Origin of the sequence: Burkholderia mycopellens (assembly GCF_964265025.1) — a bacterium.
Classification (GTDB): Bacteria; Pseudomonadota; Gammaproteobacteria; order Burkholderiales; family Burkholderiaceae; genus Burkholderia.
In genome coordinates this window covers 1,761,838-1,773,978 of sequence record NZ_OZ183802.1, presented here as the reverse complement: position 1 = coordinate 1,773,978, position 12,141 = coordinate 1,761,838, and the positions used below count along the sequence as shown (strand labels likewise).

The 12,141-nt window shown below is 67.7% G+C and carries 10 protein-coding genes; 1 reads left to right on the top strand and 9 read right to left on the bottom strand.

Features of this window, described 5'->3' with window-relative positions; all coding sequences use genetic code 11:
- The first annotated feature begins 6 nt into the window (after window positions 1-6).
- The gene (locus ACPTTC_RS08215) at window positions 7-1,497 is read left to right on the top strand and encodes an MmgE/PrpD family protein (protein WP_423392153.1); all 1,491 of its coding nucleotides are present in this window, start codon (window positions 7-9) and stop codon (window positions 1,495-1,497) included.
- Window positions 1,498-1,530: 33 nt separating this feature from the next.
- On the opposite strand, the gene ACPTTC_RS08210 is transcribed toward ACPTTC_RS08215, so the two are convergent.
- From ACPTTC_RS08210 to ACPTTC_RS08170, 9 genes are all read right to left on the bottom strand, one after another.
- The gene (locus ACPTTC_RS08210) at window positions 1,531-2,469 is read right to left on the bottom strand and encodes a LysR family transcriptional regulator (protein ID WP_423392152.1); all 939 of its coding nucleotides are present in this window, start codon (window positions 2,467-2,469) and stop codon (window positions 1,531-1,533) included.
- A 271-nt stretch (window positions 2,470-2,740) separates the two neighbouring features.
- A complete protein-coding gene (locus tag ACPTTC_RS08205; protein ID WP_423392151.1) occupies window positions 2,741-3,760 on the bottom strand; it encodes a cyclase family protein in 1,020 nt (339 codons plus the stop codon).
- Entirely contained in the window at window positions 3,757-5,244 is a 1,488-nt protein-coding gene (locus ACPTTC_RS08200; RefSeq protein WP_423392150.1) for an MmgE/PrpD family protein, read from the bottom strand. The genes ACPTTC_RS08205 and ACPTTC_RS08200 overlap by 4 nt, the downstream gene beginning before the upstream one ends.
- Window positions 5,241-6,104, bottom strand: coding sequence for an HpcH/HpaI aldolase/citrate lyase family protein (locus ACPTTC_RS08195; RefSeq protein WP_423392149.1), 864 nt, complete (start codon window positions 6,102-6,104; stop codon window positions 5,241-5,243). The genes ACPTTC_RS08200 and ACPTTC_RS08195 overlap by 4 nt, the downstream gene beginning before the upstream one ends.
- Window positions 6,101-7,339, bottom strand: coding sequence for a CaiB/BaiF CoA transferase family protein (locus ACPTTC_RS08190; RefSeq protein ID WP_423392148.1), 1,239 nt, complete (start codon window positions 7,337-7,339; stop codon window positions 6,101-6,103). The genes ACPTTC_RS08195 and ACPTTC_RS08190 overlap by 4 nt, the downstream gene beginning before the upstream one ends.
- Before the next feature lie 102 nt (window positions 7,340-7,441).
- Window positions 7,442-8,605, bottom strand: a complete 1,164-nt coding sequence (locus tag ACPTTC_RS08185) for a zinc-binding dehydrogenase (protein WP_423392147.1) — start codon at window positions 8,603-8,605, stop codon at window positions 7,442-7,444.
- Between the two features lie 58 nt (window positions 8,606-8,663).
- Window positions 8,664-9,251 carry a hydrolase gene (locus tag ACPTTC_RS08180; RefSeq protein WP_423392146.1) on the bottom strand — a complete coding sequence of 196 codons (588 nt, stop codon included), beginning with the start codon at window positions 9,249-9,251 and terminating at the stop codon, window positions 8,664-8,666.
- Window positions 9,252-9,260: 9 nt separating this feature from the next.
- The gene (locus tag ACPTTC_RS08175) at window positions 9,261-10,751 is read right to left on the bottom strand and encodes an MFS transporter (protein ID WP_423392145.1); all 1,491 of its coding nucleotides are present in this window, start codon (window positions 10,749-10,751) and stop codon (window positions 9,261-9,263) included.
- 472 nt (window positions 10,752-11,223) lie between these two features.
- Window positions 11,224-11,970, bottom strand: coding sequence for a glucose 1-dehydrogenase (locus ACPTTC_RS08170; RefSeq protein WP_175953024.1), 747 nt, complete (start codon window positions 11,968-11,970; stop codon window positions 11,224-11,226).
- Window positions 11,971-12,141: the final 171 nt, after the last annotated feature.

Below are 12,141 nucleotides of genomic sequence, written 5' to 3'. Positions count from 1 at the left end.
ATCGCCATGAACCGCCGCCATTTCCTTTCCGCCCTGACCGGCGCCGCGTTGACGCTGCCCGCCATGCGCGCCCGCGCCGACGCGTCGCCCGCCGCAAGCGTCGCCGGCCGTGCCGACATGCGCGACACCGACCGGCCCGAACTCGCGCGGCAACTCGCCGACTACGCAGCCGGGCTGCAGTATCGCGACCTCGACGCCGCGACCGTCGAAACGATCAAGGCGCACCTGATCGACGCACTCGGCTGCGCGATCGCCGCGCACGACGAGCCGCCCGTGCGCATCGCGCGCAACGCGGCGCTCGCAACGCCCGGCGGCGTCGCGACCGTAATCGGGACGAACCGGCGCACGAGCCCCGCACTCGCCGCATTCGCGACCGGCACAGCGCTGCGCTACTTCGATTTCAACGACGCGTATGCCGGCAAGGAGACCGGCCATCCGAGCGACAACGTCGCCGCGTGTCTCGCGGTGGCCGAAGCGCAGCACGCCACGGGCCGCGACCTGATCCTGTCGATTGCGATCGCGTACGAAATCGCGTGCCGGCTGATGGACGCCGCCGCCATCAGCCCGCGCGGCTGGGACCACACCTGCTACAGCCTGCCCGCCGTCGCGCTCGCCGCGGGCAAGCTGATGCGCCTGCCCGCGCCGCAACTCGTGCAGGCGGTGAACTTGTCGCTCAACAGCCATCTCGCGCTGAACCAGACACGGGTGCAGCAGTTGTCCAACTGGAAGGCGCTCGCCGACGCGGACGCGGCGCGCAACGCGGTGTTTTCGACCGAACTCGCCCGCGCCGGCCTCACCGGCCCCGCGCCGATCTTCGAAGGGACGGCCGGGTTCTTCGAGCAGGTGTCCGGGCCGTTTACGCTCGATACGGGCGAATTCGGCGGGCGCAGCGGCACGTTCAGGGTCGGCAAATGCTTCGTGAAGTTCTATCCGGCGCAAGGGCTCACGCAAACGGCGATTCCGGCCGCGCTCGCGGTCGCCGCGCAGGTCGGCGACCTGCGGCGCATCCGCCGCATCGAGATCCACACGACCGAAGTCGGCTACGTGACGGCCGGCCGCGATCCGGAGAAGTGGGCGCCGTCGACCCACGAAACCGCCGATCACAGCCTGCCGTACATCGTCGGCCGGGCGATGCTCGACGGCGACATCACGACCCGCAGCTACGCGAGCGCCGCGCTGCGCGACCCGGCATTGCGCACGCTGATCGGCAAAATCACCGTCAGCGCGGATCCGGCGCTGACCGCCCGCTATCCCGCCCATGCGCCGAATCGGGTGACGGCCGTGTGCGACGACGGCTCGGTTCATGCGAAACAGGTGGACGATCTGCCGGGTTCGCCGACGCAACCGATGCAGCGCGACGACTATGAAGCAAAGTTCGCGAAGAATTGCCGGCCGCAGTGGAGTGCGGCACGCACGCGCGCCGCACTCGATTACCTGTGGCGGCTCGATGAACAGCCCGACGTCACGACGCTGCCGCCGCTGTTCGTCGTGGGCTGACCCGAGCACGATCGGCGCCACGCGACATCGCACTCAGCCGACACTGCATGCGTGCGCCGCGACGTCGTCCGCGAGAGACTCGGCAACCGCGATGATCATGCGACGCATCCAGCCGTGCGCGTTGCTCGCATCGTACCGGTGATGCCAGTACAGCGACCATGTGACCCGTTCCATCGCGAGCGGCAGTTCGCGGATCACGAGACGCGGATCGCCGAGGCTCAGCGCGTGCCGCTCCGACATGATCACCGCGTACGGCAGCGCATCGAGCATGTTCGGCACGACGAGCCAGTGCGGCACGTTGAGCACGATGCGGCGCTTGCAGTGCATGTTCGCGAGCAGGTTGTCGATCAGGCTGTGATCGACCGGATTGATCGACACGTTGAGGAAGTCGAGCGCGAGGAACCGTTCGAGCGTCAGCGGCTTGTCCGCGTCGGGATGGTGGCGGCTCAGCACGCAGACCATCCGGTCGTGAAATACGGTTTCCGACGACAGCGTGCCGGAATGCTCGAGGCCCGCGCTGATCGCCATGTCGAGCCGCCCCGCTTCGAGCGCTTCGGCCGTCTTGGCCGCGCTCGGATGCACGACGTCCAGGCTGATATTCGGCGCTGCCGTGCGCATGCGCCGCAGCAATTCGGGCAGCAAAAGCAATTCGGTCAGATCCGACATTCTGACCGTGAAATGGCGCTCCGACGTAAAAGGCTGGAATTGATAATCCGATTCAAATAATTCCCCGATTTGTTGCATGATTTGCCGGACCGGCGAGATCAGTGCCTCGGCGCGCGGCGTCAACTCCATCCCGATGGCGCCGCGCGCGAGGATCTCGTCGTTGAACAGATACCGCAGGCGCGACAGCGCATTGCTGACGGCCGGCTGCGTCAGGCCGACCTTCAGGCCGGCCCGCGTCACCTGTTTCTCGGTCAGCAGCGCATCGAGTATGACCAGCAGGTTCAGGTCGATCGAACGTAGATTCATGATTGTGACCATCCACTAAACGGGTTAATCGCCCCCGGCTCACGATTATCGCAATGGGGAAATCCCCTGATATTTAGTGCAATAAACGAGAATAGTCCAACCTTGACGTTTCAATATTTTTTATATACCCGCCGCCATTGATTCGATTTTTTATTTAAATGACTCGTTTCCCTGGAATTTTTCTGAAAAAACGAGTCAATCGGAACCACGAATCGGCGAGTGGAAACGGTTCGCGCCGGCAATCGCGCGCGGGCCGCTGCCTACCCGCGCATCAGACCGTCGCGACCGGATTCACCGGCGCACCGACCAGGCCCCGGATATGCAGCGGGGGCGCGGTCAGCAGGAACCGGTTTCGCCGATGCGCACGCAGCCAGTTCGCGAGCGGCGTCAGATGCCATAGCTCGCCGAGGTGGATGCCGAGCTTGAACAGGCACAGCTCGTGCAGCGGCATCAGCGCACCCGGTTGCGCGAGCGGCTGCGCATGCTGCGGCCGCTCCTCGATCGCATGGTTGTCGGCCACGAGCGCGGCAAGCCGCGACTCGTCGATCCACTGCAGCAGGCGGGCGTCGCTGCTGTCCAGCACACATGCGCTCGCAACGGTCGCGGGCGACCCGCTCTCGTCGTTCAGCAGCAGGTCGGCGAAACCGGTGTGAATGCAGACGATGTCGCCCTGCTCGACGCGCACGTCGTCTTCGTCCATCACGCGCATCAGCTGCGCGTAGCCGACTTTCGTGCGGGCATCGCCGAAGTGATGCCGCAGATCGATCAGCACGCCGCGCCCCTGCACGCCGGTCCGCGCCATCACCTCGATGCCGAGTGCGCGCGCGCCGCCGGTGGCGTCGCCTTCCTGCGGCACCCGCAGATGCTCGCCCATCCGGAAGCCGTTGTAGAACACGATTTCGGGCACGCCGTCGCCATCCGCATCGAATACGCCGCCGACATGCGCGAGACCGTCCCATTGCGTCGAGAACTGCGAATGCATGCAGAACGAATCGTCGCAGACCACGTCGGTTGCGTTCGCAACCTGTTCGTCCGCGCGATAGCCGAAGTACGGCTTGCCGCCCAGTAGCGCCGGCATGACCGCCGGCGGCCGGCGGCGCGCGTTCAGCCCGCCGCCACGCGGCACGTCGAGCGGCAGGCTCAACGAAAACGACAGGCCTTCGCGCACCTCGGCGACGCCCTGCCGCACGTTGTCCGGGGTCAGCCAGTTCAACCGTCCCTTCTGGTCGTCCGGACCGAAATCGCCCCAGTTCGAGCCGGGCGGCCGCTTGTTCCAGCGTGGTGTGCTCAAGATGGATCGCCTCCTTTCAGGTTCGAATGCGCGCCGGACGTCAACGCCGCCAGCGCGTCGAGCGGCGCGTCGTCTGCGAGCGCCTGCACCGCGTCGCGCAGTTCGAGCGCGTGCGGCAAGCCGATCGTCGAGCTCGCCGCGAGCACGAACTTCGCGACCAGCTCCCGTTCGGTCAGCGGCCGCGAATTGGTACCCTTGCTCGACTCCACTCGCGCCTCGCGCACCTGCCCGTCGCGCAGTTCCACCCGCAGCACGGCAGGCAGGAAATGCGGGAACCGCTCGTCGCACCACGGATCGGCGACGCAGCGTACCTTCGCGGCCAGCGCACGGCGCGCGGGATCGTGCACCAGCTTGTCGTCGAAATCGTCGAACCAGACGCCGAGCCCGCCGCCGCCGAGCAGCGCGGCCGCGACGGTGTACGGCCCCGAGAACGCCGCCGCATAGCCGTCCGGCGGACTGGCCTTCAGCGCGGCGGGCTCGCCGATCGTGCGCAGCGTCGACGCCGCGACCCGCAGTTCGGCGGACACCACGTCGTCGGCCGTCACGCCCTGCGCCTTCAACTGCAATGCCGCGTCGATGCCCGGATGGGTGAAGTGGTTGCACGGATACGGCTTGAAGATGATCCGGCTCGTCTCCCAGTCGTCCCCGAGTTCGCGCAGCACCGCGTCGGCGTCGGCCAGCTCGCCGCACCACGCGCGGAAGAAGCCGAAGCGGCCTTCGAGCGCGGTCGGCGGCGCGGTCACGCCCGCGCCCGCCAGTTCCGCCGCGCTCACGCCCGCATGCGCGGCCCAGCCGCAGTGGACCCGCTTCACGGAGCCCCCGGTGCGATTCGCTTCGAGCAGGCCCGCGCCCATGCTCGCGGCGATCCCGAGCGCGGCGGCGATTTGCGCGGCGTCGAGCCCGAGCAGCATCGCCGCGGCCGCGGCCGCGCCGACCGTCCCGCAGATCGACGTCGCATGCTGGCCGCGCTCGAAGAACACCGAATTGCCGATCTGCGGGTTGTAGGCGGCCACGCCGAGCCGGATGCAGATCTCGGTGCCGACCGTGATCGCATCGAGCAACGCCGCGCCCGATGCACCGCTCGCCTGTGCGGCGGCAAGCGCGGCCGGAATCACCGACGCGCTCGGATGCAGCACCGACAGCATGTGCGAATCGTCGAAATCCATCGCATGCGCAAGCGTGCCGTTGACGAACGCGGCGCTCGCGGCCGGCAGCCGGTCGGGCGCGCCGATCACGCTCGCCGGGCCGTTACCGGCCCAGCGCCGCGCGACTTGCAGCACAGACTGCGCGACGGCTTCGTCGTGCGCGATCAGGCTGTTGCCGATCAGGTCGAGCACGCGGGCGGCCGCCTCGACGCGCAGCGTGCGGTCGAGCCCGTCGGCGCGCACTGCCGCCGCGAAGCGGCCGAGCGCGCCGATGATGCCGTCCGGACTCGCCGGCCTGGCGACAGCGGCCGGTGCGGAAAGCGTGTCGGGCGTACTCATGCCGGTACTCCGTCGCGCCGGAGATGGGCGGCCAGCGCGAGCGTCACACGTGCGTTCGCGATCAGCGGCGGCGCCACGACGCGGCCGTCGGGCAGCACGAACACCGACGATTCGCCGTCCGCCGCATCGACCGCCTCCAGCACGCGCTCGGCCGCGCGGATGTCTTCGTCCGACGGCGTGAATACCGCGTTGATCACCGGAACCTGCGACGGATGAATCGCGAAGCGGCCGACGAACCCCATCGATTTCGCGCGCAACGTCGACTCCTTCAGGCCCTCGAGATCGCCCAGCGTGTGATAGACCGTTTGAATCGGCCCGTTCAGCCCCGCCGCGCGCGACACCACCACGCAGCACGCGCGACACACTTCGAGCGTGAAGTTGTCGACGCCGATCCGCAGGTCGGCGCGCAGGTCGCTTTCGCCGAGCCCGATCCGTTCCAGCCGGGGCGACGCGGTCGCGAGCTGGAAGGCCGTCTCCACGCCATACGCCGATTCGATCAGGATCTGGATCCCCGCTTCGCTGCCGAGCGCGTCGAGCCAGCCCGCGACTTCCTGGATGTGCGCGGGAAGATCGCACTTCGGCAGACGCAGCGCTTGCAGCGCGGGCAGTGCGATCGCCTCGACGTCGTCGCGGCACCACGGACTCCCGATCGGGTTGACGCGCACGTAGGTCGGCTTCGGCGGGCCGCCCGCGAGAATCGCGGCGGCGGCCTTGCGGGCGTCGACCTTGTGGCTCGCCGGCACGGCGTCCTCGAGATCCAGCACGATCGCGTCGGCCTCGCTCGCGTAGGCCTTCTCGACCACCTGCGTCTTGTGCGCAGGCACGTACAGATAACTGCGGCAGGTTGCGCTCTGTTTCAAATCACACCTCGTTCGGTCAAGTCGGCAAGGTCCTGCGGCTCCAGTCCCAAAGCGCCGAATACTTCATCGTTGTGCGCGCCGCGCGACGGCCCGCCCCAGCGGATCGCGCCGGGGGTGTCGGACAGCCGGAACGGCACGTTGTGCGTGCGGAACGCGCCGAGTTCGGCGTCGGGCACCGAAACGACCGAGCCGAGCGCCGCATACTGCGGATCGTCCAGCACGTCGGACACGTCGTAGATCGGCGCGATGGCCGCCTCCGCGCGTTCGAATGCGTCGATCACCTCGGCGCGCGTGCGCTGCCCGATCCAGCCGCCCACCGCCGCGTCCAGCTCGTCCGCATGCTTCGCGCGCTCGACGCCGTTCGCGAACCATGGCCGGTCGATCAGGTCGGCGCGGCCGACGAGCCGCATCACGCGCTCCGCGATGCTGTGCGCCGACGTCGACAGCGCGACCCACTTGCCGTCCGAGGTCCGATACACGCCGCGCGGCGAATTGTTCGGCGAGCGGTTGCCGGTGCGCTCGGGCACGCGCCCCGTCTGGTCGTAGCTCGCGATCTGCGCGCCCATCGCCGCGAGCATCGTCTCGATGATCGCGAGATCGACCACCTGCCCGCGCCCGGTACGATCGCGCGCCCTCAGCGCCGTCATGATCGCGAATGCGGCGGTCAGCCCCGCCACCGTGTCCGCCAACGGAAACGACGGAAGCAGCGGCGGCCCGCCCGCCTCGCCGGTGGCCGCCGCCAGCCCACTCATCGCCTCCGCGAGCGTGCCGAAACCGGGGCGGCGTGCATACGGGCCGAACTGGCCGAAGCCGGTCACCCGAACGAGCACGAGCCGCGGATTGATCGCGGACAGCACGTCGTAGCCGAGCCCCCAGCGCTCCAGCGTGCCGGGCCGGAAATTCTCGACCACCACGTCGGCCTGCGCCGCCAGCTCGCGAAAGATCCGCTGGCCGTCGGCCGCGCCGAGATTCAGCGTGATTGCCCGCTTGTTGCGCGCGACCACCTTCCACCACAACGGCACGTCGTCGCGGCGCGCACCGTACTTGCGCGCCGGATCGCCCGTCGGATGTTCCACCTTGATCACGTCGGCGCCGTAGTCGGCGAGCATCGTCGCCGCGAGCGGGCCGGCGAACAGCGTCGCGGCGTCGATCACGCGAATGCCGCCGAGCGGCGCGCGGCTGGAGCTGTCCGACGCCGTGCCGGCGTCGACCTCCCCGGTTTCCACAAAGGCCATGGCGTTCTCCTGCGAGTCAGATTGCACGGCGCGCCGTGCGCCGCCATCATCTGCATGACTAATCATCGTGCGACGATGCATGCACGGCGCGCACCCCGCGGCTTAGACCGCGTTGATCCGATAGATCGGGAAATACGTCTCGATCTTCCCGTTCAGGTAATCGGACGCCAGCTTCGGCACGTCGTCGAAATCGAAGATTTCGGTCGGTTCCTGGCCGATCCAGCCGGTCGACTCCTGGAAATCGCGGATCGTGATGCTGTCGTCGTAGCGCCACGCGTGCGTATGGATATGCAGGCGGCGGTTGATGCACTCCGTCGCGCGCAGGTTCCACAGGCGCATCCCGGTTTTCCAGCCGACCGTCGCGACGATGCCGGTGCGGCCCGTCACGCGCATCGTCGCGCGATACAGCGCGCCCCCGAGATTGTCGAGGAAGATCGCGACGCCACGGCCACCGCTCAGCTCGGCGATCGTCTCGGCGAATACGCGCTCCGACTCGCGGTAGCGTGCCTGATATTCCGGATCGGCCCGGTAGCGCGCCTCGTCATACGCGAGATCCGGAAACTTGCGGCGGTCGACCGGCGTGATGCCGAGCTTCGCGAGCTCCTCGAGGCGGCGATCGTTGCTCGCGGTCATCGCGACGCGAAAGCCTTCGCGCTTCGCAAGCTGCAGTTCGGCCAGCGTCGTGCCGCCGCCCCAGCCGAACACCAGGTTGTCGGCCGGATCGACGTCGGGCAATTGCGAACGCCAGCACGCCGACGCGACCTTCCAGTTGTCCCATGCGGTGAAGTAGCGGCCGTAGGTCGCCCATTGCAGCAGCGAGTGGCGGCTGTCGGTCGGCACCGGCACCAGGTTGTCGGCGCGCATCTTGGTGCGCTGCGCCATCACGCCGATCGTGCCCGGCGCGTCGTACGCGTAGACGAGTTCGGCGAACCCGTATTCGTCACGCTTGCCGAACGGCATCACCATGCAGATCTCGCCGTCCTTCAGCGTATTGGCCGCGCTGCCGCGCTCCAGGACGCGCACCAGCGCGCCGTTGCCCAGCACGATCTTGTCCTCGCGGCGCTGGCGACAGATATCGACCGGATTGCGCGACAGCGCATGGTCAAGGTTCGCTTCCCACGATCCGTACAGCGGCTCGACGAGCACCTCATCGGCTTCGAGACTGGAAAATTCGAAGGTTTCACGGCGCAGCTCGCCCGCAACGGGCGGCTGCTGCCGGGTCGGTTCCGGTCCCGCGTAGAGAACCCATGCATCGGTCTTGATCATCGCCATTCCTCGGTAAACGATTGATGTGTGCAAAAGCGCGCCGAACGATTCGCCGGCTTCAGCGCGACTGAGCCTGCTCCAGTGCCGCCTCCACGTCTGCCGCCGCGGCGACCTGCCCGAGCTTCGGGAAGATCTGGGTCAGCGCGAACGTCTGCGCATCGGCCGACGAGGTGCTGACCGCGTCGCTCACGATGACGACGTTGTAGTTGTTTTCATATGCCTGGCGCGCCGTCGATTCGACGCCGATATTGGTCGCGATACCCGTCAGCACGATGTCGGTGATGCCGCGGCGGCGCAGCTGCACGTCCAGGTCGGTGCCCGTGAACGCGCCCCACTGATGCTTCGTCACGACGATGTCGGGCGGCTGCACGCCGAGCGCCGGCGCAAACGCGCTCCATTCGGGATCGAGATTCGGCGGCGACGACGGCGCATCCGTCTTCACCTTCAGCGCGACGCCGCCATCCGGCCGGTAGCTCGTGTGCACGTAGATGACGGGCAGCCCCAGCGCGCGGAAAGCCGCCGCCAGCTCGACCGTCTTCGCGACCACCTGTGCGCCGGTATAGGGCGTGACCGGCAACGAGACGATGCCGTTCTGCAGATCGATGGCGACGAGCGCGGCGGTGCGATTGAGCGTCGGAATGGACATGTAAAACCCTCACTTTTGTTGTGGAACGGAAGGAATGGCGGCGTCGAGGTGCCGGCTCGATACGGCATTGAGCAACAGCAGCACGCTGATGACCGCCAGGACAACGGCCAGCTCGCGCAGGCCGTGATCGCTCGCCGGATGACCGAGCGCGAGACCGACCAGCGCGAACGACAGGCTGCCGCCGACGTACTGCGCGGTGCGGTACAGCCCCGAGGCCGTGCCGATCCGGTCGTGCGGCGTACTCTGGTAGAGCGTGGCCTGATTGCCGAGATTGTTGAACCCGTTAGGAATACCGAACACGATGGACAGCAGTACGATCACCGCGATCGGCAGGCTGCTCGTCATCAAGCTCATCACGACGCTGCCGATGCAGAGCATCGCGGAACCGATGACCAGCACCGGGCGCGGGCCGTGACGGTGCACGATGCGGGTCGCGAGCATCGTCGTGACCGTGCCGATGCCGGCGACCGGCAGCATCACGAGGCCGGCATCGGCGGCCGACAGTCCCCTCGCCTCCTGCAGCCACATCGGCAGCGCGTAGAAGATCGCGTAGAACACCGCATAGGTGCCGACGCAGCGCAGATACGTGCCCAGCAGCGGGCGGTTTTCGGCCAGCATGCGAATGTCGATCAGCGGTGCCGCGGCCTGGCGCTCGCGGTGGATCAGCAGCGGCACCAGCACGAGCGTCGCGGCCAGCAGCAGCCAATCGGGTTCGTGCGTCACCGATTGCAGGAACAGCAGCAGGCTCGCGAGCGTCAGCACGAACAGCACGACGCCCGGCAGGTCCAGTTCCTTCAGCGTGTCGCGCGCCTGCGCGCCGCGACGGACGGGATCGGCCGGAATCCACAGCCACGCGAACAGGAAGGCAGCCAGCACGATCGGCACGTTGATCCAGAAAATCGCGCGCCAGCCGGCGAACTGCACGAGCGCGCCGCCGAGCGGCGGGCCGAACGCGACGGCGACCTGCGCCGCGATCGAAATCGCGCCGAGGCCGCCCGTCGGCGTCGCGCCGTTCGCGTGCTGCTGCGACCACGCACGAATCATCGCCATGCCGGCCGGATAGGCGGCGGACGTGCCGATACCGAGCGCGACGCGCGATGCGATCAGCCAGCCGAGCGTCGGCGCGAACGGCGCGAGCGACGACGCGACCAGCACGATCGCGAGGCCGAGGCAGAAGATCCGCTTCGCACCGAAGCGATCGGCGAGCCGCCCCATCGTCGGCTGGCCGGCGGCCGTCGCGAGATAGAGACCCGACACGAGCCACAGCGTATCGATGCGCTCTTGCGCAGCGCCATGCGGCGCGAACGCCTGCTGGATGCTGACGAGCGCGACGGCGATCATCGACGAGTTCAGCGCGTTGAGCAGTGTGCCGAGCACGATCGGCCCCACCAGCTTCGCCGGCAGGCGCAGACCTGCGTTGCGTCGGTCGTCGCCGTCTTCGGGCGGGCCGCCGGCGGCTGACTGTGCCGCGTGCCCGGAGCGATCGTGAGTCGTTTTCATGGCGCCTTCACGTGAGGGATGTGCATCGGTCGATGAATTTCGAACGTGCGTTCACCATACCGCTCAGCGCGCCGCGGATGAAATGGATTGTTGCGATGCACACATTCGCAACTTGAATGGGTGGCGTGCGCGTGACGCATCGGACCGGCATCCGCCGATACCGTGGCGCGCCATAAAAAACGCCCGTCAGCCTTGCGCGACGGGCGGTCGAGGAGAATTCGGCGGGATAGCTTCAGTCACGTGCGGCACGCTGCATGCACCGTGGCCGCGCGTGCCGCATGACACTTTTATGCCGCGGTGCGGCGCAGGATCAGAGGGTGGCCTCTACTGGCATCGTATGCATCCCGCATTCGGGCATCGAATGTCGCGGGCCGCACGGCAATCGGCGGCACGCTGCGTGACCGGCCGAAGCACGATCGCCGCGGCGTGCGCCGGATTTCGCCGCCCCTGCTGCCGGTGCGGCGTGATCCGGTCAGTTCAACCCGCCGCTCACGACGAGATGCTCGCCGGTCATCCAGCGCGCATCGTCCGACGCGAGGAACACGGCGACCGACGCGATGTCGTCCGGCTCGCCGAGGCGGCCGAGCGGCGTCTCGCTGCGCACCTGCTTGTCGAGATCCGAACCGATGATGCCCGCGCTGTGCGTGCCTTCGGTCACGATCATCCCCGGGTTGATCGCGTTCACGCGAATCTTGCGCGGGCCGAGTTCGAGCGCGAGCACGCCGGTGATCGCGTCGACCGCGCCCTTGGTGCCGCTGTAGACCGCACTGGCGGGCGGCGTGATGCTGGTCACCACCGAGCTGATGTTGATGATGCTCGCGCCTTCGCCGAGATGCTTGACGGCGGCCTGCGTGGTCAGCAGCACGCCGAACACATTCGTGTCGAATTGCCGCCGGTAGTGTTCTTCGGTGATCGCTTCGATCGGCGCGAATTCGTACACGCCGGAATTGTTGACGAGCACGTCGAGACGGCCATACGTGTCGATCGCCGTATCGACGATGCGCTGCGCATCCGCCGCCTTCGACACGTCGCCGCCGACCGCGACCGCACGGCCGCCGGCTTCGACGATCGCGCCGACGACCGCGTCGGCGCCCGCCTTGCTGCTCGCGTAGTTGACGACCACCGACGCGCCTTCCGCGGCCAGTGCCTTCGCGATCGCCGCGCCGATGCCCTTCGATCCGCCCGTGACGATCGCTACCTTGTTTGCCAGCTTGCTCATGATTTCATTCCTCAGTCAGAAGACTATCGATGGATAGCGCCGGTTGCCCCGTCGTTGCGTCGATGCTTCGATGCGCACCCGGCATGACTGGCAATTTACTGTGCGGTGCGGCAGCGATAAAGCGGCTCGACACGAATTGACTGGCGGCGTTTTCCGAACAATCGCGCGCGC

What these genes read in the sequence shown, in the direction of transcription:
- ACPTTC_RS08175 (WP_423392145.1), bottom strand. Translation starts at nt 10,751, where the DNA reads ATGAAAACGACTCACGATCGCTCCGGGCACGCGGCACAGTCAGCCGCC.
- ACPTTC_RS08180 (WP_423392146.1), bottom strand. Translation starts at nt 9,251, where the DNA reads ATGTCCATTCCGACGCTCAATCGCACCGCCGCGCTCGTCGCCATCGAT.
- ACPTTC_RS08190 (WP_423392148.1), bottom strand. Translation starts at nt 7,339, where the DNA reads ATGGCCTTTGTGGAAACCGGGGAGGTCGACGCCGGCACGGCGTCGGAC.
- ACPTTC_RS08200 (WP_423392150.1), bottom strand. Translation starts at nt 5,244, where the DNA reads ATGAGTACGCCCGACACGCTTTCCGCACCGGCCGCTGTCGCCAGGCCG.
- ACPTTC_RS08215 (WP_423392153.1), top strand. Translation starts at nt 7, where the DNA reads ATGAACCGCCGCCATTTCCTTTCCGCCCTGACCGGCGCCGCGTTGACG.
- ACPTTC_RS08185 (WP_423392147.1), bottom strand. Translation starts at nt 8,605, where the DNA reads ATGATCAAGACCGATGCATGGGTTCTCTACGCGGGACCGGAACCGACC.
- ACPTTC_RS08210 (WP_423392152.1), bottom strand. Translation starts at nt 2,469, where the DNA reads ATGAATCTACGTTCGATCGACCTGAACCTGCTGGTCATACTCGATGCG.
- ACPTTC_RS08170 (WP_175953024.1), bottom strand. Translation starts at nt 11,970, where the DNA reads ATGAGCAAGCTGGCAAACAAGGTAGCGATCGTCACGGGCGGATCGAAG.